A 23,015-nucleotide genomic window follows, 5' to 3' on the forward strand; every position below is an offset into this window, starting at 1 on the left:
ATGCTTCGCGTTGTTCGCAAACGTTTGCTGAATTGCGTTCGGTTGAGGGGGTCAATCGGACAGAAAATTATCAAAAGACAGTTTAAATAGGACTATTGCTATGTCTAAGATTTTTGATTTCGTAAAACCTGGCGTTATCTCTGGTGATGATGTTCAGAAAGTATTTGAAATTGCTAAAGAGCACAAATTTGCCCTGCCAGCGGTAAACGTTGTTAACACCGATTCTATCAATGCTGTCCTGGAAGCTGCGGCAAAGGTTAAAGCACCTGTTGTTGTTCAGTTCTCAAACGGTGGCGCTGCGTTCTTCGCAGGTAAAGGCCTGAAGCTGGAAGGTCAAGGTTCACAAGTTGCAGGTGCTATCGCGGGTGCGAAATATGTTCACGCTGTTGCTGAAACATATGGTGTGCCAGTTATTCTGCACACTGACCACGCTGCAAAGAAATTGCTACCTTGGATTGACGGTCTGCTGGACGCGGGTGAAGAGTTTTATGAGCAAACTGGCAAGCCACTTTTCTCTTCACACATGATTGACCTGTCTGAAGAGTCACTGGAAGAAAACATCGAAATCTGCGGCAAGTACCTTGAGCGCATGGCGAAGATGAACATGACGCTGGAAATCGAACTGGGTTGTACTGGTGGTGAAGAAGATGGCGTTGATAACTCTGACATGGACGCATCTGAGCTGTACACCTCACCAGAAGACGTTGCTTACGCATATGAGAAACTGAATGCGATCAGCCACCGTTTCACTATTGCTGCTTCTTTCGGTAACGTACACGGCGTATACAAGCAGGTAACGTTGTTCTGACGCCAACTATCCTGCGTGATTCTCAGGCTTATTGTGCTGAGAAATTCGGTATCGCACCTAATGCATTGAACTTCGTATTCCACGGTGGTTCTGGCTCGTCACAAGCTGAAATCGAAGAGTCTATCTCTTACGGTGTTATCAAAATGAACATCGATACCGATACTCAGTGGGCGACGTGGAACGGTATCCGCACTTACTACGTTGAAAACGAAGGCTACCTACAAGGCCAAATCGGTAACCCAACGGGTGAAGATGCACCTAACAAGAAATTCTACGATCCACGTGTCTGGTTGCGTAAAGGCCAAGAGTCAATGGTGACTCGTCTTGAGCAAGCATTCTCTGATCTGAACGCGATCGACGTTCTGTAAGCTGAGATTGATTCACGCTATCGCGTGAACCATAGTGTGATAAGACCCGCTAATTCTTGGCGGGTTTTTTTTATCTGTATAGTAATTGAGCCAATGCCTCTACTTTTATTGGCGTTACAATTTCGCCGGTAATTCCTTCCTAATGAATACATAACGGACCTTTACGCTATTCTGCCGATAGGTTATCTGAGCGAACAAAAAGCGAGATTACAATGAGCCAAGAAAATGCACTTGAGCATGCCGCGAATGATGCCACCAGCTGGCTGGTGGATAATCAGGATCTACTTATCCAATATGGGATGAACATCCTTACCGCCATTTTGATTTTGGTTATCGGTAACTGGGTAGTCAAAGCGCTGGCGAATGGTGTTGCCGAGGTCTTAAAGCGTAAGAAATTCGACATGACGGTGGTCGACTTTGTTCAAGCTTTTGTTCGCTACATGTTGTTCGCCATTGTACTGATTGCTGCGCTTGGCAGGCTGGGTGTTCAGACTGCATCTGTTGTTGCGGTGATTGGTGCTGCAGGCCTTGCTGTTGGCCTTGCATTGCAGGGGTCGTTATCAAACTTTGCGGCTGGTGTGCTGATTGTCATGTTCCGACCTTTTAAATCGGGTGACTATGTTGAGGTTGCTGGCGTGTCAGGCTCTGTATCCTCTATTCAGCTCTTTTCTACGGTGCTAAAGACGCCGGACAATAAAATGGTGGTGGTGCCAAATGGTTCAGTCATTGGTAGCCCTATCACCAATTACTCGACCTACAACACCCGTCGTATCGATCTGATGGTTGGTGTTTCATACAGTGCAAACCTGCAAGAGACCAAGCAGGTACTTGCCGATATTATCGCTGCAGAATCAAGAATATTGTCTAACCCAGCCCCCACTATCGGTGTGGTTGAACTGGCTGATTCCTCTGTGAATCTGGTTGTTCGCCCTTGGGTAAACACCAGTGATTACTGGCCTGTTTACTTTGATTTGATGCAGGCCATCAAGGAAGGATTAGACAGTAAAGGTATTGAGATTCCGTATCCGAAAATGGATATCCAGTTAACGAAATCCAGTGCGGAATAGTTGGGAGTAATGTCTTGCTGCCAACGCGTGACACTCTCATTAAGGTGTCAAATACCTATGATCCGGTTAAAGAAATTTCACTGTTTGTAACATTTTTTCTTGCAGATATTGTCGGGCTTTCCTACCTTGCCTTACATAGACAGTGTGTAATTTATAAACAGGTAGACATACCAATCACTCAGTTATAAGGATGCTGATTTATGAGCGATATCCCGTCAGAGCTTAAGTATGCGACGACCCATGAATGGGTTCGCCCCGAGGGCGATGGGGTTTATACCGTCGGTATATCAGACCATGCCCAGTCGTTACTCGGCGATATGGTGTTTATCGATTTGCCTGATCTTGATGATACAGTCGATGCGGGTGATGATTGCGCAGTGGCTGAGTCGGTAAAAGCGGCGTCAGATGTATATGCGCCCTTGACGGGTAAGGTAGTGGCCATCAATGAAGATTTAGAATCTTCCCCCGAGCTGGTGAACTCTGACCCATACGGCGATGGCTGGTTGTTTCAGATAAAAATCTCTGATGATGCGGAGTTGAACGACCTGCTTGATGCCGAAGCTTATGCCGAGTCACTAGATGACGACGATTAATCGTACGACGCTCACTGCCATTATTTCCGAATTGATAATAAAACACCGCGCATGGCGCGGTGTTTGTTGTTTTGGCTAAGCGAAAAGAGTCAGTATTCAGTGCGTAGTCTTCGAATTTCCTGATTAACTTCCTTCACTGTCTTGTAGTGATGGATCTCAGCATTCTCCGGCGCTTGAAGTAGTCCCTTCTGAAACTCGAAATCTCCCTTACCATTGATGTGCAAGCGACCAGAGAACAAACGCTGGACATGCTTCGCCACCATGACAGGGATATATCGATTAAACATTCGCATTAGTAATTCCTTTTATTATTTTTTTATCCTTACGGCATAACTAGCCAACTCCATCCTCCTGGCTAACAAGCAAGCTCACCAGAAATCTGGCGGCAGGATTATACCCCTGACTTTATGACTGTAAAGTGACTGAACAGGGATAAAAATAATAAAAGTAGTAAAAATAGACGTTATGAATGAATACGTTACTATTCATGGCGAAAGTTAAGGTTATTTTTGTGTAAAATGCGTTACGATACTGAAGATTATTTGTTTTTTATAATCGTAAGGGCTATGTGGTTCTTGTGATGTCGGCGAATATAGGGTCTATGAGAGAGGCAAGCTGCTCAAAACTTAGCATCAAGCCAGCCATACGCGTTCCACTGCTAATATTGATAGTTTTGTTACTCGCTAAGGCCTTATCAAAAACGACGGGAATTGAAGATTTTAGTGCCAGTGGTGCCACGGTACCCAACTGAAATCCGGTAATCTCTTCTACCTGCGTAGCATCAGCGCAGGTCATTCTCCGGCAATTAAACTGTTGGCGCACTTTTCGCGGCTCAACCTGCGCTGAGCCCGGAATACAGGCAAGCACATACAAGCCACCCATGTCTCTGAGAAGAATAGACTTCACCATCAGCTCTGGTTTACTCCGCGCTGTTTTGCAGCATCTTCGACAGATATTGCTTCACGTTCATGTAACAATACTTGATAGGGAACAGACTTGCTATCGAGCAAGTCTGTGATGATGGATGACTTGAATGATGACATACATTTAGTCTTCGTTATCAAGTGCGTAAGGCAATGTTATGCGCCTAATACGGCAGCTGTTGTCGCCTGCAAGACGGAATTCAGTGTCGTCATCGAGGTTGTTGGGCAACACAGCAAGAATTAATGCTTCGCCATCGTCAAAACGATAGCCGGAGATGACTGTACCGCCACTTCGCCAGTTTTCACCAACGCTGCGCTCAATGGTATCGCCTGCATTAGGTGTTTCGTTTGTTTGTCCAGCAAGCAGATAGGTGGCGCGCTTGTTGATGCCTCGATACTTTGCTCTGGCAACGGTTTCTTGACCTGTGTAGCAGCCTTTTTTGAAGCTAATGGCATCGCCCAATGCCTGAAGGTTTAGCGCTTGTGGAATGAACTCACTGACAGTTTCTGATGCGAGTGCTGGAAGTGCACTTTTTATATCGTAAAGTGCCCAGAGTGAAGAGTCTGAGAGCGTGGCGTCTTTGAGTTTACCCAGAAGATCATCCGCTTCTTGTTCTGTCACAGCGAGTAACCAGCGATTTTGCTCAATTTTCACTGCCGTTCCTGTTGCGGTGTTGACGACGTTAGAGTCTGGTTTGAACAGCGTTTGTATCGCGTTGTCAGCCTTCTCTCCAGCAACGCCGAGCAAAATCAGATTACTGGTTTCCAGAGTGATTTTGGAAAATACCGCGTATTTTTTCAGCTCAGTCAATTGCTGCTCATTGACGGATGCCGGCTGAACATAGGCAACGCCTTCACCGTGATGGAACAAACGAATAATTGACCATACTTTGCCTTTCGCATCGCAATGTGCAGCCAGTGTCGAGGCTCCCTTATCTAGCGAAACCAGATCACAAGTGAGCTGGCCTTGCAGGTAACTGGTTGTATCGGCACCCGTAGCAGTGATAAGTGACAGGCTATCAAGGCCTATCAATGACAAAGCAGGGAGGGCGGATGACGCTGTCAGGGGCAAACGTGAAAATGACTGTTTTTCGTACCAGGTTGTCATGATTTTTCTCACATAAATTCTGTCTGTTGAATATGTTAAAGGGTGTCCCGGATAAAGTCAGCACCACAAGGCGCTGATAGTGGCCGATTAATGTTGCTGAGATCACAAGCCGCGAGGCAGACTCAGTTTTGACATAGCCTCGTCAGATTGGCATTGGTACTATGCTGACAAAACACCATCAAGAATGAGGTCAACATGGTAAGCGCAGAAGAAAGAGCGCGAGTAAAATGGGCGTGTCGACGCGGTATGCTTGAATTGGATGTGATTTTGGATCCTTTCTTTGAGGAACGCTTTGATTCACTCTCTGACGAAGATAAGCAGGACTTTATCGATTTTTTGAAGTGTGATGACCCTGACCTTTTTGCTTGGTTGATGGGACATGGCACCAGTGATGACCCCCGCATGAAAGCAATGACCGATGCCATTGTTTCGCACAACCGAAGCAAACTGCGTTAACTTCACCTTACATTCCTCACCAACCGTAAGACGGTTGTTATGGGGAATGTATGTCTCTCTGTTGCTCCTTTTGTTCATCACCTCGGCGTTTCCGCTCTGCCTCAAAGCATCATTTGTCGGTATTTTGATGAGAGACAGACAGAAAAAATGGCGATGTTTTCAAGCTCTCACAGGAACATATCAACTCAGGATTGATGGTCAACTTTCTCGTGGTGAGCAAAAAGTTCAAGTTGAACAAATTGTTATATTCTCTCGATTTTTTATTCTTCTTAAACTTCCTAAAACCTCTTCTACCCGCTTTTTCCCTATTTTCTCCGACTCTGTTGGACCCATTTCATATCGTCACCTTGCAAGAGTTTCGCGATCAATTTAAAGGTCTTAATTTGAAGGTGCTTCCATTTGCATAACAAAAAAGCAAAATGAATCGCATTTTTTCATGGTTTCGTCGATAAGGATTTAATAGACACTATTATCAGCAACCTTTTATGTACACACAGTTGCGTATCACTTTTTGGAGTAGTGGAAGTGAAAATCAAGACAAAGATGCAGGTATTGTCTGCGGTAGCAGGTTTTTCATTAGTTATTTTTTCTGGCCTGATGTGGAAAGCCAATGAATCGTTAATGGGCTTACAGAAGAATCAAACTAACGTTGCGCAGTTAGAAGCCTTACTCTTACACCTTCGCCGGAACGAGAAAGACTTTCTCGGACGCTTTGATATTAAATATTTGACCAAGTTCATCAGTAACAAAAAGCTGTTTGATGAAAAGTTCGAAGAGTTGAAGTCTGGTGCTCACGAAGCGGGCATTGTGCTCCCTGGGGAAGGCACGGTGACACGTTCAATGGAAGAGTACTCACAAGGTTTTACTGATCTTGTGAAAGGGTATGAGATTTTGGGTTTGAATCCAAAATCGGGCCTTCGAGGACAACTGACGGAAATTAACAATCGACTGACAGAGATAGCATCCAATGCTGACGAGAAGATCTTGGCAAGAAAAATGGTGAGTTTAGTTGAATTGCTCCAATTAAATAAATCATCAAAGACCTTCTCGACATACTCAGAAGCGGTTGCTGATACAAACCCTACCTTGTTTGCTGAGCAGCTGAATGTGGCGACGGCGCTCCATAAGCAGCAAAAAGTAATGGGTTTGACGCACAAAGAAGGACTGCGTGGTCAAATTCGTTCGCGCTCCCATGCCGTTGAAGACAGCTTTACGCAGATGAAAGAACAGCTATCAGAGGTAACGTCAGAGGCGGAGAGCATGGTTTGGACGTGGCTTATTGCAAGCCTGATCGCGGTGATATTACTTCTATTTACCGTGACAGCATGGGTAAGTCGTACTATCCAAAGAGGGGTTGATGATTTGCTGAAGACGATGTCAGATGTTGCGGTTACTCACGATCTGACATTAAGAGCTTGTACCGAATCGAAAGATGAGCTTGGGCAGGTGGCTGAAGATTTCAACAAAGTGATGGAGAACTGTCAATCACTGATCAGTGAAGTCAAAGACTCCATAACCTCGCTGAATACCGCGGCATTTGAGGTGAAAAGTCGAACCAATGATGCAGAGCATGCACTCATTACTCAGCGAAGTGAAACAGAACTGGCCGCAACAGCAGTCAACCAAATGGAATCCACTATCCATGAGATTGCATCACGCACAGAAACCGCAGCGTCGAACGCTGGCCAGAGCCTCGACCGTGCGCAGGAAGGTTTCCAAACCATGCAGTCGACTCGCAGTGCGATAGGTACGCTATCCCACGATCTGGGGCGTGCGAGTGAGGAAATTCAGAGCCTTCTGTCATTGTCCCAGAAGATTGGCAGTGTGGTTGATGTGATCAAGGAAATTTCTGAGCAAACCAACTTGCTGGCGCTCAACGCGGCAATTGAAGCGGCACGAGCCGGTGAGCAGGGCAGAGGGTTCGCGGTTGTTGCTGATGAGGTACGCAGTCTGGCTAACCGTACCCACCAATCAACAGAAGAAATTGATGACATGATCACCTCACTTCAGAAGCAGACAGAGCAGGTTGTAAACCAGATTTCTTCTTGTCAGCAGTATGGTGATGAGTCGGTAAACTTTGTATCTGAAGCGGCGACGGGTTTGGATAATATTATGGCAGACATGCAGCAGATCATGGACATGAGCACACAGATAGCGACAGCCGTGGAAGAGCAAAGCATGGTCGCACGTGAAGTGAACCAAAACGTACATAAGATTCAGGAAATCACTTCAACGACCAGCCAGATAAGCGAGGAGAACAGTGAGATAGCGACAAGCGTTGCGTCTCAGGCGGGCTCTCTCGAAAAAGCAATCTCGACGTTTAAGGCATAGAACGAAGAGAAAATAAAACCCGCTTCGGCGGGTTTTATTTTACGCGTTATCCGGTGTGAGGATAGTTGGCTTACTGTTTTCGTTGATATCGGGGTAGTCAATGGTGTAATGCAGCCCTCGGCTTTCTTTTCTTGCCATTGCACATCGAACCATCAGTTCAGCAACATCTAAAAGGTTACGAAGTTCTAACAAGTTGTTCGATACACGGAAGTTACTGTAATACTCATTGACTTCCTGTTTCAGTAACTCGATGCGTCTCAGTGCGCGCTCAAGGCGTTTTGTAGAACGCACTATGCCAACATAATCCCACATTAACAAACGAAGCTCATGCCAGTTGTGCTGAATAACCACTTCCTCGTCAGAGCAACTCACCTGACTTTCATCCCAGCTGGGTAGTATCTCGTCTGGTATGCTCTCACCTGCTTGCGATCCAATATGGCAGGCGGCGGACCAAGCATATACTACACATTCGAGCAGAGAGTTTGATGCCATGCGATTCGCACCATGAAGCCCTGTATAGCTGACTTCCCCAATAGCATAGAGCCCCGGTAGGTCGGTTTGACCATTACGGTCAACCATCACACCACCACAGGTATAGTGAGCGGCAGGTACAATAGGAACGGGTTCTTTTGTTAAGTCAAAGCCAAAAGTCAGCAACTTCTCATAAATGGTTGGGAAATGTTTGGTAACGAAGTCAGGGTCTTTGTGGCTGATATCCAGGTACATACAGTCTGCACCCAAACGTTTCATCTCGTAGTCAATCGCTCTAGCGACGACATCACGGGGAGCAAGCTCTGCACGTGAGTCAAAGTCTGGCATAAATCGTGTCCCATCGGGGCGACGTAGATATGCGCCTTCGCCTCTTAACGCTTCAGTTAGCAAGAAATTACGCGCTTCAGGGTGAAAAAGACAGGTTGGGTGGAATTGGTTGAATTCGAGGTTTGCTACCCGGCATCCTGCACGCCATGCCATGGCAATACCGTCACCAGAAGAGACATCAGGGTTTGACGTATATTGATATACCTTGGACGCTCCGCCTGTTGCCATCACCACGAAACGTGCACGTACAGTTTCGACTGCTTCTTTATTTCGATTCCAAACGTAAGCACCAAGGATACGATCTTTTCCCTTTTTACCTATTTTTTTTCTGGTGATCAGATCAAGAGCGTTATGCCGTTCAAGTACCGTGATGTTGGGGTGTTGATGCACATTGTCCTGAAGTGATGTCTGAACAGCATGGCCAGTTGCATCGGCTGCGTGAAGAATGCGTCTGTGGCTGTGTCCACCTTCTCGCGTAAGGTGGAACTTGGTTTCTCCCGCTTCGCTTTCTTCATCTTTATCGAAAGGAACGCCTGCATCAATCAGCCACTGCACACACGGCTTGGCGTTCTCGGCGATGAAGGTCACTGTGTCTTCATCACAAAGGCCTGCACCAGCGATGAGTGTATCCTGCACGTGAGACTCAATAGAATCTTCTTCATCAAATACCGCGGCTATTCCACCCTGTGCGTACAAGGTCGCGCCCTCATCTCTCGGGCCTTTGCTCAAAACGATCACTTTGTGCTTGGAGGCAAGGCGAAGTGCAAGTGACAAGCCAGCAGCACCGCTGCCAATAACCAGCACATCGCACAGATGGTCTCGGTTGTGTTTCATACCTTTCCTGTATCCCAAAAACTCTCAAAGAAACAACGCAACGTGTTTCGCTGATGTTCCATGTATCGGTCTATCTTGTGTTCTGACCGATCAGTGTACACTATCAGGCATCAGACGCGTAATTTGAGTGGTGTTACGGAAGCTTTCTGAAATATCGATGAGTTTGGTGAAGTCTTGGCGCGCAATCTGGTAAAATTGTGGATCTGGATCAAAAGATGTAAGAATCCAAAACAATATTTGGAACTAAATGACTTTGGTGTGTTCCCAACTACAGGCCTGAACGTTAGCCCACAGAAAGTGGCGATGCTGCCGGCCGTAAAGGGGACAAAACCTTTACGTTAACAGGCAGTACAAGATGAGAGCTGAGCCGAGTGAAGTTTTCAGATGCCACTAATAAGGAGAGTGTGCTCGAATGAGCGAGCAACAGACAGATCAGGCACTGATTGAACGGGTTCAGAATGGCGATAAACAAGCATTTAACCTACTTGTTATAAAATATCAGAATAAGGTGTGTAATCTGATTTCCCGATATGTCACCAACAGTGGCGATATTCCCGATGTGGCGCAAGAGGCTTTTATCAAAGCTTACCGCGCAATTCCGGGGTTTAGGGGGGAGAGCGCATTTTATACCTGGTTGTACCGTATTGCTGTGAACACTGCCAAAAATCATTTGGTGGCGCAGGGCAGACGGCCGCCGCCCAGCGACGTCGATGCAGATGAAGCTGAGAATTTTGAGAACGGTGGTGCACTGAAAGAAATTTCGAACCCTGAGAACCTATTGTTGTCAGAACAATTGAAGCAGGTCGTGTTTGATACCATAGAAACATTGCCTGAAGAGCTGAAGGTTGCAATCACATTGCGTGAGATCGACGGCTTGAGCTATGAGGAAATTGCCGAGGTGATGGACTGCCCGGTAGGGACTGTTAGGTCCCGGATTTTTCGTGCCCGAGAAGCGGTAGACAAACGTGTCAATCCGCTGATTAAACAATGACCGACGTATTGTTGAACGGTGAAAGAGATGGCTGATAAAGAGAATGTCTCGTCATTTTTTGATGGTGAAGACAGAGACAAGAGAGTAATCGAGGCGCTGGGAAGCGATTCGGGTGCTCAGGCGTCATGGAAAAGCTACAGTGTTATCCGCGACACCCTGAGAGGGGAAGCGCCCGCGACATTAGACTGGGACATTGCGTCCAGTGTGAGTGCTGCGTTAGAAAACGAACCTTCGTATAGCCGTGACATCGACCATCAGCCGGCCATGCCCGCTAACGTTGAGCACTTCGGGAGTCTCAACCTCGACCGAAAACGCTCTCTCTACCGGTTGGCTGCAGCCTGTTGGTCAAGTGGGTATCGCGGCGGCTGTTTGTATGGCCATTCTTATTGGTGTGCAGACCCAGCCTCCTGGTTCTGACAGCCCAATACTTGCTGAAGCAACAAGTCAGCCACCGATTCTTGAGACAATTCCTTTTTCCGGTGCCGCCGAGCCTGTTAGTTTAAGCCGCGAAGTTGAAAAGCCAAATGCAGTTAGCGACGAGCAGCTCCGAGAGCAGCGCCTTCGAATCAATGCGTTATTACAAGACTTTGAGTTACAGTTAAGGCTCAATGCAGATGCTGTGGAACCAAAGACGGAATTGCAAGAGTAGAGAGCACACCTTGATTAAAGCATTTTGGGTGGGTGCGGTAGCACTGATGACACTCTCCCCTTTAGCACAGGCGGCGGATGAAGCCGCCCGTGTTCTTGTTGAGAAAATGGATAATGCTAGCCACCAGCTTAGTTATGAAATTTCTTATATCCACGTCCGCAAGAGCAGCATACAGCCACTTCGTTATAGACATGCGCTGATCGATGGTGAGTCATTTGGCCATATCAATTACCTGAGCGGACCTAACCGTAAGATCATCCGGCGCGGCAGTGAGGTCAGCTATTACGAGCCCGGTGTTGAATCCTTCACTATCGAGAGTGGGCAGATGGTAGCGCCCTTGCCAGCGATTATTCAGTCAGATATCAAGCGCATAGCAAAACTGTATAATTTTGTTTCTTTGGGACGAGGTCGTGAAGCAGGGCTGTCAGCCAACCTTGTCAGAGTGTCGCCAAAAGATGAAAGCCGCTACTCCTATGTGCTCTGGATTGAAGATCGAAGCCATCTTCTTCTCCGTGCTGATGTGCTGGATCGTGATGGCGAACCGCTTGAGCAGTACCGTGTGACATCACTTGTGATTTCATCACAGGTTGCAGATTCGCTGAAAGCGATAGCCAGTGCGGAGCTTCCTCCCGTCGTGCATGCTCCCAAACATCAGGATGTGGAAATGGGGTGGGAAGTCACGTCTCTACCCAAGGGCTTTGTTCCCGTTTACCGAAACCGACACCGATTGATGTTAACCAGCCGTCCAGTTGAAAGTCAGATGTTCAGTGATGGTCTATTCAGTTTTTCTGTTTATCTCGCCGATGCTGATAAAATGTCAGTAAGGGAACAGAAAGTGAGGCTTGGCCGCAGAACGATGCACAGTTTCGTCACAGGTAACGCTGAAATCACTGTTGTTGGAGATATACCGCCAGCCACAGCGAAGATCATCGCAGAGTCAGTACGCTTTGTGCCCACTGATAGTGACCAAGGCAAGTAATCGTGATCACTGCCACGGCTGAGGTCGTCTCGTATAAAAATGGCTGTTTATTGGTTCGTTCGACCCAGCAAACCAGCTGTGGCAGCTGTGGCTCTCAAAGCGATTGTGGTACGGGTATCGTCAGTAAGGCGTTACCTGCGAAAACATTAGATATATCAATTCCCTCAGATAAATCCCTGCCAGTAGGCACCATGGTCGAGATAGGCATGCAGGAAAATGCCATGCTGAAATCAGCATTGGTTGTTTACGTTGTCCCGCTGCTATTTTTAATTGTGGGTGCGATTTTTGGTCAGTTTGTTTTTGTTAATCTGGCCAATGGTAGTGAAGGTGCTGTGGTGCTCTCAGCCTTCCTTTTTGCAGGGTTGGGAGGATTCATTGCTCGCGTGTTGTCTCTGCGGTTTGAACAACAGCCTGGCTACCAACCTACCCTTCTTCGTGTCCTCGGAAAGCCAGTTAACAGTAAACTGGTGATAAATGCTGCATCTGAGGATAGCGAGTAGCCGTTAATTTCGGTAGAATCCCGCCACTTGATCGTATGATCGTGAATCTTATTTAAACGAGTTAGTCACACCACTTATGAAGCACATTCGTAATTTTTCGATTATTGCCCACATAGACCATGGAAAGTCGACCCTGTCTGATCGTCTTATCCAAGTCTGTGGCGGTCTAAGCGACCGTGAAATGGAAGCGCAGGTTCTGGATTCTATGGATCTGGAGCGTGAACGCGGCATTACCATCAAAGCCCAGAGTGTGACTCTGAACTACAAAGCTTTAGATGGTAATGATTATCAGCTTAACTTTATCGACACCCCCGGGCACGTTGACTTCTCCTATGAAGTGTCACGCTCTCTTGCTGCTTGTGAAGGCGCATTATTGGTTGTTGATGCGGGGCAGGGTGTTGAAGCGCAGACGCTGGCAAACTGCTACACCGCGATTGAGATGGATCACGAAGTCGTGCCAATTCTCAACAAAATCGACCTCCCTGCGGCAGACCCGGATCGTGTCGCCGAAGAGATTGAAGATATTGTCGGTATCGATGCCACTGATGCGACCCGCTGTTCGGCGAAAACGGGCATTGGTGTTGATCTGGTATTGGAAGATATTGTTAAGAAAATTCCACCACCGGAAGGCAATCCTGAAGGCCCATTACAGGCACTGATTATTGACTCATGGTTCGATAACTACTTGGGTGTTGTGTCTTTGGTTCGCATCAAAAACGGTGAGCTGAAGAAAAACGACAAGATCAAGGTGTTGAGTACCGGTCAGGTGTGGGGCGTTGATCGCATTGGTGTTTTCTCGCCAAAGCAGCAAGATACCCAAGGCCTGAGAACCGGTGAGGTGGGCTGGGTTGTCTGCGGAATCAAAGACATTCTTGCGCGCCAGTGGGGGATACTCTGACTCACGCGAAGCACGGTGCAGAAGATGCACTACCGGGTTTCAAAAAGGTTAAACCTCAGGTTTATGCAGGCCTTTTCCCTGTTTCATCGGATGACTATGAAAACTTCCGTGATGCACTGGGCAAGTTGAGCCTCAATGATGCATCGCTGTTCTATGAGCCTGAGAACTCAGCGGCACTGGGCTTTGGTTTCCGTTGTGGTTTCCTTGGAATGCTCCACATGGAGATCATTCAGGAGCGCTTGGAGCGCGAATACAATCTTGATTTGATCACCACGGCACCAACGGTAGTGTACGAAGTTACCAAAACGAGCGGTGAAGTGATTTATGTCGATAGTCCGGCAAAACTTCCTGCGGTTAACGACATCGATACTATCGGTGAGCCTGTTGCGCGCTGCCATATTCTGGTACCAACGGATTATCTGGGTAACGTTATCACCTTGTGTGTTGAAAAACGCGGTACACAGGTCGACATGGTCTATCACGGCAATCAGGTTGCTCTGACCTATGACATCCCAATGTCTGAGGTTGTACTCGACTTCTTTGACCGTCTGAAATCAACATCGCGAGGCTACGCATCTCTGGATTATGCATTCCAGTGCTATCAGATTTCTGACATGGTGCGTGTTGATATCTTGCTCAACGGTGACACTGTTGATGCACTGGCGATCATCACCCACAAAGATCACTCTCAGACTCGAGGTCGTGACCTTGTTGAGAAGATGAAAGAATTCATCCCACGTCAGCAGTTCGATATTGCGATTCAGGCCGCGATTGGTAATCACATTATTGCTCGTTCAACGGTCAAGCAACTTCGTAAGAACGTAACCGCGAAATGTTACGGTGGCGACATAAGCCGTAAGAAGAAACTGCTGCAAAAGCAGAAAGAAGGTAAGAAGCGCATGAAGCAGATCGGTAACGTAGAACTGCCTCAAGAGGCGTTCCTTGCGATTCTGCACGTTGGAAAAGACAAATAAAAAACACGGACGATTCAGGGGAACATAAATGGCAAATACCTTCGCACTCATCTTGGTAACTATTACCTTGGTGACCGGTGTTATCTGGGTACTGGAAAAATTTATCTGGAGCGCTCGTCGTACGACTAAAGCTGCAGAAGTTCTTGGCCTCAGTGCTGAAGAGCTGGATCAAGGACAGATTGATGCGGTTGCGCCTCAGCCTTCTTGGATTGAAACCGGTGCCTCTTTGTTCCCCGTTATCGGTTTGGTAACGGTGCTGCGATCTTTCGTTTACGAACCGTTTCAAATTCCGTCAGGGTCAATGATGCCGACACTGCTGGTGGGTGATTTTATTCTCGTTGAGAAGTTCGCCTATGGCATCAAAGATCCTGTCTTGCGGTCAACGCTTGTTGAAACGGGTAAACCACAGCGTGGCGACATTGCGGTGTTTAAATACCCGGAAGACCCGCGCATTGATTTCATCAAGCGTATTGTTGGTGTTCCCGGTGATAAGGTGCGCTATGACGAGCAAAAACGCCTGTGTATTCAACGCAAAGGTGAGAGTACTTGCGAACTGCTGCCGATTGATGAAGTGGAAGAAAGCCCGTTTTCTCAGCAGGGAATCAACCTGATCCAGGCGAAAGAAACGCTGGGTGAGGTTCCGCATGAGATATTGGTTAACCCGTACATCCCCAATCAAAGCGGCCGCTATGCCAAAACCAGCGGCAAAAACGAATGGACAGTACCAATGGTCAGTACTTCGTGATGGGTGATAATCGGGATAACAGCCGCGATAGCCGTTTCTGGGGCTTTGTCCCTGAAGAAAACATGGTGGGTAAAGCGGTAGGAATTTGGATCAGTTTCGAATTCGACAAACAGGGCGACTCGGCAATGCCGTCCTGGGTACCCGTTGGCGTGCGGTTTAATCGCGTCGGCGGCATAGATTAACTTGGAGTAACATGACAACAACACTCATAGATAAATTACAGCGTCGTATCGTGTATGAATTCACCGATATGGCGCACCTTAGTCTCGCCCTGACTCACCGCAGTGCCAGTAGTAAGCACAACGAGCGTTTAGAGTTTTTGGGCGATTCTATTTTAAGCTTCGTTATTGCTGATGATCTCTACCACCGTTTCCCGAACGTTGATGAAGGCGACATGAGTCGTATGCGCGCCACTTTAGTGCGCGGCAACACGCTGGCTGAACTTGGTCGTGAGTTCGAGCTGGGTGATGTACTTTCTCTGGGGCCGGGTGAGCTGAAAAGTGGCGGATTCCGCCGCGAGTCTATCCTTGCTGACGCGATTGAAGCCATTATTGGTGCGATTTATCTCGACAGCGATCTGGAAACGGTCCGTGGAATAGTCTTGGGTTGGTACAAAACCCGTCTTGATACCATTGAACCGGGTGCAAGTCAGAAAGACCCCAAAACGCGCCTGCAGGAATTTCTGCAAGGACGACGCAAGCCACTGCCATCCTATAATGTAACTAAGGTGCAGGGCGAAGCGCACAACCAACAATTCACGGTTGAGTGCGAAGTGACGGGACTGGAGATGCCTGTTATAGGTAAAGGCAGCAGTCGACGCAAGGCAGAACAAGCCGCTGCAGAACTGGCATTACAGAAGCTGGACTCATGACAGATAAACAACACTGTGGCTTTATTGCCATTGTAGGCCGCCCAAATGTGGGTAAATCGACACTGCTTAACCGTTTGGTTGGACAGAAGCTCTCGATTACCTCTCGCAAGCCGCAGACGACCCGTCACCGTATCATGGGTGTTGACACTCGAGATGGCTATCAGGCCGTATACGTCGATACACCTGGGCTACACATTGAAGAAAAACGCACCATTAACCGTTTGATGAATCGCGCAGCGTCCAGCTCATTGACCGATGTCGAGCTGGTTCTCTTCCTTGTGGATGGAACGCACTGGACAAAAGACGACGAGATGGTTCTGAATAAGCTACAAAAATCAGAACTGCCTACTGTCCTTTTGGTTAACAAAGTCGACAATGTGAGAGAGAAAGGCGAGTTGTTCCCGCATCTGCAGGAAATTAGCCAAAAAATGAACTTTGTTGATGTGGTTCCCGTATCGGCGAAACACGGCACAAATGTCGATGTGGTTGAAAAACTGGTGCGTCAATCCTTGCCTGAGGGTGATTGGTACTTCCCAGAGGAATACGTCACTGACCGCTCACAACGCTTTATGGCGTCAGAAATCATCCGTGAAAAGTTAATGCGTTTTACTGGTGATGAGCTCCCTTATTCGGTGACAGTTGATATAGAGCGATTCGATTACAACCCGGAAACCGATGGCTTCGAAATCAACGGTCTGATTTTGGTCGAACGTAATGGCCAAAAGCGAATGGTGATCGGTAAAGGTGGCGATAAGATCAAAACTATTGGCCGTGAAGCGCGACTGGATATGGAAGAGCTTTTCGAGCGTAAGGTTTATCTCGAGCTTTGGGTCAAAGTGAAATCAGGATGGGCAGACGACGAACGTGCACTGCGTAGCCTTGGTTATATCGACGACCTCTAAACACCAGCAGACATCGACTGAACGGGACTGAAAGGAGAGTTATGGAAGGATTGCAGCGCTGCTTTGTTCTGCACACCCGGCCTTACAGCGAAACCAGCCTCATTCTGGATGTCTTTAGCGAAAATCACGGGCGTGTCAGCTTAATGGCCAAGGCGCCCGTGGTAAACGCTCTCCCCTCAAAGGTGCACTTCAGCCTTTTACGCCCCTCCTAATGAAATGGTCAGGAAAAGGCGATATGCATACCCTACGTCACGCTGAGGCGATTGGATTGGCGCTTCCTCTTTCTGGCAATGCCCTTTATTCGGGCTTTTATCTGAATGAAATCTTAAGCAGGGTTATTGAACGCGAGACGGCCTATCATCAGGTGTTCTTTGACTACGTTACTGCGCTCAGTGAGCTGGCACAAATGGATAACCCTGAGCCTGCCCTGCGTCGTTTCGAACTCTCATTGCTGGAAGCTCTGGGTTATGGCATTGACTTTTTGCACTGTGCGGGAAGTGGCGAAGCGGTAGAAGATACGATGACCTATCTGTTTCGCGACCAGCAGGGCTTTGTGGCATCATTAATGAAATCAAATAACAAGACGTTTCGTGGGAATGAGCTCATTGCCATGTCGCAGCGTCAGTTTGTGACGTCAGAGCAGCTAAAAGCAGCGAAACGCTTTACACGTCTGGCCCTCAAGCCTTATCTTGGCGCCAGACCCCTGAAAAGCCGTGAGCTGTTTCTTTTAAGGACGAGGAAAAATACCTAATGAACACCATTTATCTGGGCGTGAATATTGACCACGTGGCGACAGTCCGCAATGCGCGAGGCACTCAGTATCCTGATCCTGTTCATGCCGCTGAAATAGCAGAGCGTGCGGGTGCTGATGGGATCACTGTGCATCTTCGTGAAGACCGCCGACATATCATGGACAGAGACGTGCGGATTCTGAAGGAGACAATTCAGACGCGCATGAATCTTGAGATGGCAGTGACGGATGAAATGGTCGCCATTGCCCTAGAGGTAAAACCTGAGTTTGTTTGCCTTGTTCCCGAAAAGCGTGAAGAGCTGACCACCGAGGGCGGGTTAGATGTTGTTGGCCAGCTTGAGAAAGTCAAAGCAGCAACGGAAACCCTGACAGAAGCAGGTATCAAGGTGTCGCTGTTTATTGACGCGGACCGTGAGCAAATTGATGCGGCTAAAACCTGCGGTGCGCCGTATATCGAGCTTCACACTGGTCATTATGCGGATGCGGAAAACGATGAAGAGATGCAGGCTGAGCTGAAGAAAATTGCTGCAGCTGCCAGCTACGCCGATGATATTGGTATTAAAGTCAATGCAGGTCATGGTCTTACCTACCATAATGTTACCCCTATTGCGGCGCTGCCTGAGATTTATGAACTCAACATTGGTCATGCCATTATTGGTCGAGCGCTGTTTGACGGACTCCCAAAAGCTGTGGCTGATATGAAAGCCGTGATGATGGCAGCGCGCAGCTAATGGCAGTGTTAGGGCTCGGTACTGACATTGTTGAAGTGGAACGCTTTGATAAGATGAGATGCTTGCAGGCCTTTGCTGACAGAGTCCTAACGTCACAGGAGCACCTGAGGTTTAATGAGAGTAAATTTCAGGCACGCTTTCTGGCTAAACGCTTTGCAGCGAAAGAGGCTGCGGCAAAAGCGTTAGGGACGGGCTTTGCTTGCGGTGTTACTTTTCAAGACCTCGACATCAGTAACGATGAGTTAGGAAAGCCGATTCTGACGCTGGTAGGGAAAGCGAAAGAAATTGCAGACAGTATGGGAGTGTCCCGCTGTCTGGTATCGATTTCTGATGAGAAAAACTACTCTGTTGCGACGGTGATATTAGAAGGCTGATCGCGCTGAGCTGACAGTCGTCGGGAAATGAGAGAAGGGGCGTTAGCCCCTTTTTTTTCATGCAGGAATGTACTGGCGGGAGAGTTCGCGAATGTGACTGAACTCATCGAGAAGTTCGAGGAGCTCAGGTTCAATATCGGCCAGCTCAGCGCCTTGCTTTAATTGCGTTTCAAGATCGTGGCAAAGCTGTTTTAGCCTAGGTACACCGCTGTATGCGCAGCTGCCATGTAACTTGTGGATAGGCGGCCAAAGGTCATGCTCTGTGCCTTCCAGTGCTTCATTCACTAGTGCTTCCACCTGATCAAACGATTCGACCAACATTTGCAGCAGCTCCACAGCAAGGTCTTGTTTGTCTGCCGCTTGTTGTAAGGCGAGATTCCAATCTAGCTGATATCTCCAGAACCTTTTGATGTCGGTTCAGCAGGTTTTGTGCCGGTAAGCTCGCTACTGCTCAGCTGCCTTCTATCAGTAGTGTCCCCAATCCAACTATTCAGCACCTGTTCCAGAACGGGTTCTTCGATGGGCTTGGTCAGGTAATCATCCATCCCGGCATTGATCAGCCGCTCCCTCTCGCCTGCCATCGCGTGGGCGGTCACTGCGATAATAGGGGTGTGGTGATTCAACATAGAACTACGAATCGCCTGACTCGCGGTGACGCCGTCCATTTCAGGCATCTGAATGTCCATCAAAATCATATCGAAGGCATGCAGATTGGCTTGCTCGACAGCTTTCACCCCGTTCTCAGCAGTGACCACGTTTTCCACTCGTTCACTGAGCAGGGCAGAGATCAGTTTAAGGTTGGCGGGGTTGTCATCGACCGCCATGACTGTCAGCGGCAATTTATTTTGCGCCACGGGCAGCTGTTCAGGCACGGTTTCATATTTGTCAGAGTCACCAAGCAGGGTTTCAGCCAGCTTTCTTATCGGCAGTGGTTTAGCGAAACAGGCTGTCACACCTGCTTGCATCAAGCGCTCTGACACGGCGAGCTCTGTGGTTGGCAGGCAGAAGATAACCTGTCTGGCTTGCCCCTCTGCATCCATCGCCATCTGTAACAGCTTTTCTGTCGGTGGGACTTTCTTAGCACTGACACTGATCAGTGCCGCGTCATAGCTGGTATTAAGATTTGTCGGTGCTGACAGCGTTTCCTGCGCGGTGACATGGAGGCCAGTCTGTGTCAGGCGTTGCGTCATCAACTTACGGCTCTCCTCATCGGACTCAATGAGCAAGAGGGTATGCTCTTCCATACCTGACATATCAACTGGTTGAATCAGTGGTAGATCGGTATGCATCAGAGTCACTGAGAACCAGAAGGTGGACCCTTGATGTAGGCGGCTGGTAAAACCGATTTCACCACCCATCTGCTTGACCAGTTTCTGGGTGATCACCAAGCCAAGACCAGTACCGCCATAACGACGGCTGATACTCGCATCTGCTTGGCGGAATGCCTGAAATAGCTGAGCCTGCTGGCGCTCCGAAATCCCGATCCCGGTATCCTGCACTTCAAAGCGAACTTCAATTGATTCGTTGTTATAACTTTTCAGCTCTGTGGTGACACGAATATTACCGGACTCGGTGAACTTGATGGCGTTACCTACCAAGTTGGTCAAAACCTGCTGGAGCCTCAGCGGATCGCCAATCATGCCTGCGGGCACTTCAGCATCTAGCTTGAGGTTCAGCTCCAGACCTTTTTCATGGGCCATGGGAGCCAGTAGCTTCATTACCTCATCAAGGCTATCTTCGAAATCGAAAGGAATATTTTCAAGCAGCAGTTTGCCTGCTTCCAGTTTCGAGAAATCGAGAATGTCGTTGATGATGGTCAGCAGGTTATTGGCAGACTTTTCGATGGTTTGCAGATAATCCTGCTGCGCTGTCGTCAGGCGGGTTTTGAGCATCTGACGGGTAAATCCGATAACACCATTCAATGGTGTTCTCAGCTCGTGAGACATGTTGGCCAGAAACTCAGATTTGACCCGCGCAGCCTCCTGCGCATGCTTTTTGGCAATGTCGAGCTCGACGTTCTGGATTTCAAGCTGTTCCAGTGTTTCCCGTAAATCTGAGGTCGCCTGATCAATGCTTTGCTGCATTTCCAAATGGTATTCAGATAACGAAATTGCCATGGCGTTGATACCATTTTTCAGCGTATCCAGTTCGCCATGGAGCTTTCCTTCAATCCTTACATCGAGGTGACCGCGCCGGATACGATCAATCATGCTGACCATCTGCGAAACAGGCTCTGTCACGTCAGCGAGTAGGCGATAGGCAAAAATCCCTGACAGTATCATGCCGAGCACCATGACCACGGTGGCGGAAAGAAGCTCTTGATACTGCTCAAGCCTGACGGCGCTTAAATCCATCTCCATGCTGATGTAGCCCATCGGGCTTTCATTATCGAGACCTGCACTGAAACGACCAACGGCACGAATAGGGCCCGTAAAAGCAGTGTGTCCTTTTGCCGCGATATTTCAAGCTTTGTAGGGATGGGGTCACCGTCTGGCACCGACATCAGGTCAAGGTTGCGGTGATAGTTTGAAGTGACGAACAGTTGGTTACGTTTGTCAAATACCGCAATACTTCGCACGTATTGGCTGTTTTGACGATGAGTGAATCCTATTAGCCGCCTGACACTTTCACGGCTTTCGTTGGTTAACCCTATTTCACTGGCAATCGCAAGTGGTTCGATGATGGCCTCACCAGTGACTGTCAGTTGCTGCTCTAAATCTTCATAGCGATTATGAATAAAATAAGCGCTCAGCAATAAGCCGATGATCAGTGTGGGGGCAATGGTAAGGGTCAGTACCCTGGCTCTTAGTCCGTATTTGGTCATGCTCTTTGTTCTGTGGGACAATCACCGATGGTGACAAGACAATCACTCTTTAGTCTATATCAAGTCGCCGGCTGGGAAGCGGTAGGTTATCACAACTGTTAAGCCGGAATAAAAATACATACAGACAGTTTACCTTGGATGTTATGACTGTCTGCGTAACGTGGATGAACACATGGCGCGTTTTTTTAAGCTCAGAAGAAAAAAATACTCGATACCAAACATAAAGCATTACGCATTGAGCGACTTGATCATCATGGTGACGGTGTGGCATTCATTGATAAGAAACCGGTTTTTATTGCCGGTAGTTTGCCCGGTGAAACTGTTGTCGCTCAGCTCACTGAGGACAAACGCCAGTTTGCGAGAGCTAAGCTAATCAAAGTGACCGAGCCGTCAGCATCAAGAGTGAACCCATTTTGCGTGCATTACGACGCTTGTGGTGGCTGTAATCTTCAGCATTTGGGACACACTGAGCAGGTTGCGAGCAAACAGCAGACGCTGAGCCAACTGATGAATAAGTTTGCCGGAAGAGCGATAGAGCAAGTCCCTGCAAGCATTGACAGTGACAAGGGGTATCGCCGAAGAACCCGGTTGAGCGTTCGGGTCGACAAAGACGGCAAGCTAATGATGGGCTTTAGGCAGCGCAGTAGCAATGCCATCGTGTCGGTAAACGACTGTGCTGTTTTGCGTCCTGCTATCAACGCGTTATTGCCAAAGTTACACGCTTGTCTTGATGGTTTGAAAGGGCGCAGAATCATTGGTCACATTGAGCTCGTTGAAGCCGATAACGGTACTGTATTGTCTGTACGAACAACAAAACCGCTTCACCAGATTGATCTTGAGCAACTCGATGCGTTTGTCGGCGAGCATTCGCTGATTTTTTATTTGCAACAAGGCGATGCGCCGCTGAAGCGCATTTTAGGCGATGCGCCGGAATACCGTATTGATGGCCAAGCTCTGCATTTTGAACCTTCTGACTTCATTCAGGTCAATCCCTCTATTAACGATAAAATGGTATCTCAGGCGCTAGCATGGCTTGATCTTAACCCTTCAGATCAGGTACTTGATCTCTTCTGTGGCCTGGGGAATTTCTCATTACCGATAGCGCAACAAGCAGGTAGTGTGGTTGGTGTAGAAGGAGTTGATATCATGGTTGAGCGTGCGACAGATAATGCAGTACGTAACCAGATTGAAAACGCACGTTTCTATCATGCCAATCTCGAAGAGGGCGCTGAGCAAACCGAATGGGGCAAGCAAACGTACCAAAAAATCCTTCTCGACCCCGCTCGGGCAGGTGCTTCAGGCATTATGCCTTTCGTGGCAAAGTCGGGTGCAGAGAAAATCGTTTATGTTTCCTGCAATCCGTCCACTTTGGCCCGAGATAGCCAGCATTTGCTGGACAAGGGGTATATACTGGCGCAGTTGGGGATGGTGGACATGTTTCCGCATACCGGGCATCTCGAATCAATGGCACTGTTTGTCAAAGCCTAAAGATGTCAGCCCCGGAGGGAGAGCCTGCCGG

15 protein-coding genes and 8 pseudogenes are annotated in these 23,015 nt (G+C 48.1%); 18 read left to right on the top strand and 5 right to left on the bottom strand.

Features of this window, described 5'->3' with window-relative positions:
* Window positions 1–100: 100 nt before the first annotated feature.
* From fbaA to gcvH, 3 genes and pseudogenes are all read left to right on the top strand, one after another.
* Window positions 101–1,176: pseudogene (gene fbaA, locus CS022_RS16385) on the top strand (class II fructose-bisphosphate aldolase).
* Window positions 1,177–1,388: 212 nt separating this feature from the next.
* The gene (gene mscS, locus CS022_RS16390; protein WP_129123188.1) at window positions 1,389–2,243 is read left to right on the top strand and encodes a small-conductance mechanosensitive channel MscS; all 855 of its coding nucleotides are present in this window, start codon (window positions 1,389–1,391) and stop codon (window positions 2,241–2,243) included.
* 200 nt (window positions 2,244–2,443) lie between these two features.
* The gene (gene gcvH, locus CS022_RS16395; RefSeq protein WP_129123189.1) at window positions 2,444–2,836 is read left to right on the top strand and encodes a glycine cleavage system protein GcvH; all 393 of its coding nucleotides are present in this window, start codon (window positions 2,444–2,446) and stop codon (window positions 2,834–2,836) included.
* 89 nt (window positions 2,837–2,925) lie between these two features.
* On the opposite strand, the gene CS022_RS16400 is transcribed toward gcvH, so the two are convergent.
* The 3 genes and pseudogenes from CS022_RS16400 to ygfZ form a co-directional block, all read right to left on the bottom strand.
* Entirely contained in the window at window positions 2,926–3,129 is a 204-nt protein-coding gene (locus CS022_RS16400; protein ID WP_129123190.1) for a DUF1107 family protein, read from the bottom strand.
* A gap of 271 nt (window positions 3,130–3,400) precedes the next feature.
* Window positions 3,401–3,879: pseudogene (locus tag CS022_RS16405) on the bottom strand (aminoacyl-tRNA deacylase).
* Window positions 3,880–3,883: 4 nt separating this feature from the next.
* Complete coding sequence (gene ygfZ / locus CS022_RS16410) at window positions 3,884–4,867, bottom strand: tRNA-modifying protein YgfZ (RefSeq protein ID WP_129123191.1); 984 nt, start codon at window positions 4,865–4,867, stop codon at window positions 3,884–3,886.
* Window positions 4,868–5,062: 195 nt separating this feature from the next.
* On the opposite strand from ygfZ, the gene CS022_RS16415 reads away from it, so the two are divergent.
* From CS022_RS16415 to CS022_RS16420, 3 genes are all read left to right on the top strand, one after another.
* Window positions 5,063–5,323 (top strand): FAD assembly factor SdhE, encoded by a 261-nt coding sequence (locus CS022_RS16415; RefSeq protein ID WP_129123192.1) that lies wholly within the window; start codon window positions 5,063–5,065, stop codon window positions 5,321–5,323.
* Window positions 5,324–5,369: 46 nt separating this feature from the next.
* Window positions 5,370–5,696: a protein YgfX gene (locus CS022_RS28195; protein WP_408057255.1), complete on the top strand. Its 327-nt coding sequence runs from the start codon at window positions 5,370–5,372 to the stop codon at window positions 5,694–5,696.
* A 152-nt stretch (window positions 5,697–5,848) separates the two neighbouring features.
* Window positions 5,849–7,654 carry a methyl-accepting chemotaxis protein gene (locus CS022_RS16420; protein WP_129123193.1) on the top strand — a complete coding sequence of 602 codons (1,806 nt, stop codon included), beginning with the start codon at window positions 5,849–5,851 and terminating at the stop codon, window positions 7,652–7,654.
* Window positions 7,655–7,693: 39 nt separating this feature from the next.
* On the opposite strand, the gene nadB is transcribed toward CS022_RS16420, so the two are convergent.
* Window positions 7,694–9,307 carry an L-aspartate oxidase gene (gene nadB, locus CS022_RS16425; RefSeq protein ID WP_129123194.1) on the bottom strand — a complete coding sequence of 538 codons (1,614 nt, stop codon included), beginning with the start codon at window positions 9,305–9,307 and terminating at the stop codon, window positions 7,694–7,696.
* A gap of 412 nt (window positions 9,308–9,719) precedes the next feature.
* Here nadB and rpoE point away from each other — a divergent pair, with 412 nt between their 5' ends.
* The 11 genes and pseudogenes from rpoE to acpS all read left to right on the top strand — a co-directional run bounded on the left by rpoE (window position 9,720) and on the right by acpS (window position 18,672).
* Window positions 9,720–10,298 carry an RNA polymerase sigma factor RpoE gene (rpoE, locus tag CS022_RS16430; RefSeq protein WP_129123195.1) on the top strand — a complete coding sequence of 193 codons (579 nt, stop codon included), beginning with the start codon at window positions 9,720–9,722 and terminating at the stop codon, window positions 10,296–10,298.
* 27 nt (window positions 10,299–10,325) lie between these two features.
* A pseudogene (locus CS022_RS28200) lies at window positions 10,326–10,947 on the top strand (RseA family anti-sigma factor).
* A 13-nt stretch (window positions 10,948–10,960) separates the two neighbouring features.
* Window positions 10,961–11,926 (top strand): sigma-E factor regulatory protein RseB, encoded by a 966-nt coding sequence (gene rseB / locus CS022_RS16440; protein WP_129123219.1) that lies wholly within the window; start codon window positions 10,961–10,963, stop codon window positions 11,924–11,926.
* Between the two features lie 2 nt (window positions 11,927–11,928).
* Window positions 11,929–12,426, top strand: coding sequence for a SoxR reducing system RseC family protein (locus CS022_RS16445; protein ID WP_129123196.1), 498 nt, complete (start codon window positions 11,929–11,931; stop codon window positions 12,424–12,426).
* 76 nt (window positions 12,427–12,502) lie between these two features.
* Window positions 12,503–14,298 (top strand): annotated as a pseudogene (gene lepA, locus CS022_RS16450) (translation elongation factor 4).
* Between the two features lie 28 nt (window positions 14,299–14,326).
* Window positions 14,327–15,225 (top strand): annotated as a pseudogene (lepB, locus tag CS022_RS16455) (signal peptidase I).
* A gap of 11 nt (window positions 15,226–15,236) precedes the next feature.
* A complete protein-coding gene (gene rnc / locus CS022_RS16460; protein WP_129123197.1) occupies window positions 15,237–15,914 on the top strand; it encodes a ribonuclease III in 678 nt (225 codons plus the stop codon).
* Window positions 15,911–16,816, top strand: a complete 906-nt coding sequence (era, locus tag CS022_RS16465; protein WP_129123198.1) for a GTPase Era — start codon at window positions 15,911–15,913, stop codon at window positions 16,814–16,816. Before rnc ends, era begins: the two co-directional genes overlap by 4 nt.
* A gap of 41 nt (window positions 16,817–16,857) precedes the next feature.
* Window positions 16,858–17,567, top strand: a pseudogene (gene recO / locus CS022_RS16470) (DNA repair protein RecO).
* Window positions 17,567–18,298, top strand: a complete 732-nt coding sequence (gene pdxJ / locus CS022_RS16475; protein ID WP_129123199.1) for a pyridoxine 5'-phosphate synthase — start codon at window positions 17,567–17,569, stop codon at window positions 18,296–18,298. Before recO ends, pdxJ begins: the two are co-directional and overlap by 1 nt.
* A complete protein-coding gene (gene acpS / locus CS022_RS16480; RefSeq protein WP_129123200.1) occupies window positions 18,298–18,672 on the top strand; it encodes a holo-ACP synthase in 375 nt (124 codons plus the stop codon). The genes pdxJ and acpS overlap by 1 nt, the downstream gene beginning before the upstream one ends.
* A gap of 57 nt (window positions 18,673–18,729) precedes the next feature.
* Here the strand turns inward: acpS and barA are convergent.
* Window positions 18,730–21,496, bottom strand: a pseudogene (gene barA / locus CS022_RS16485) (two-component sensor histidine kinase BarA).
* A 172-nt stretch (window positions 21,497–21,668) separates the two neighbouring features.
* On the opposite strand from barA, the pseudogene rlmD reads away from it, so the two are divergent.
* Window positions 21,669–22,984, top strand: a pseudogene (rlmD, locus tag CS022_RS16490) (23S rRNA (uracil(1939)-C(5))-methyltransferase RlmD).
* Window positions 22,985–23,015 lie beyond the last annotated feature (31 nt).

It is taken from the genome of Veronia nyctiphanis (genome assembly GCF_004116385.1).
Classification (GTDB): domain Bacteria; phylum Pseudomonadota; class Gammaproteobacteria; order Enterobacterales; family Vibrionaceae; genus Veronia; species Veronia nyctiphanis.

What these genes read in the sequence shown, in the direction of transcription:
- mscS (WP_129123188.1), top strand. Translation starts at nt 1,389, where the DNA reads ATGAGCCAAGAAAATGCACTTGAGCATGCCGCGAATGATGCCACCAGC.
- gcvH (WP_129123189.1), top strand. Translation starts at nt 2,444, where the DNA reads ATGAGCGATATCCCGTCAGAGCTTAAGTATGCGACGACCCATGAATGG.
- CS022_RS16400 (WP_129123190.1), bottom strand. Translation starts at nt 3,129, where the DNA reads ATGCGAATGTTTAATCGATATATCCCTGTCATGGTGGCGAAGCATGTC.
- ygfZ (WP_129123191.1), bottom strand. Translation starts at nt 4,867, where the DNA reads ATGACAACCTGGTACGAAAAACAGTCATTTTCACGTTTGCCCCTGACA.
- CS022_RS16415 (WP_129123192.1), top strand. Translation starts at nt 5,063, where the DNA reads ATGGTAAGCGCAGAAGAAAGAGCGCGAGTAAAATGGGCGTGTCGACGC.
- CS022_RS28195 (WP_408057255.1), top strand. Translation starts at nt 5,370, where the DNA reads ATGTATGTCTCTCTGTTGCTCCTTTTGTTCATCACCTCGGCGTTTCCG.
- nadB (WP_129123194.1), bottom strand. Translation starts at nt 9,307, where the DNA reads ATGAAACACAACCGAGACCATCTGTGCGATGTGCTGGTTATTGGCAGC.
- rpoE (WP_129123195.1), top strand. Translation starts at nt 9,720, where the DNA reads ATGAGCGAGCAACAGACAGATCAGGCACTGATTGAACGGGTTCAGAAT.
- rnc (WP_129123197.1), top strand. Translation starts at nt 15,237, where the DNA reads ATGACAACAACACTCATAGATAAATTACAGCGTCGTATCGTGTATGAA.
- era (WP_129123198.1), top strand. Translation starts at nt 15,911, where the DNA reads ATGACAGATAAACAACACTGTGGCTTTATTGCCATTGTAGGCCGCCCA.
- pdxJ (WP_129123199.1), top strand. Translation starts at nt 17,567, where the DNA reads ATGAACACCATTTATCTGGGCGTGAATATTGACCACGTGGCGACAGTC.
- acpS (WP_129123200.1), top strand. Translation starts at nt 18,298, where the DNA reads ATGGCAGTGTTAGGGCTCGGTACTGACATTGTTGAAGTGGAACGCTTT.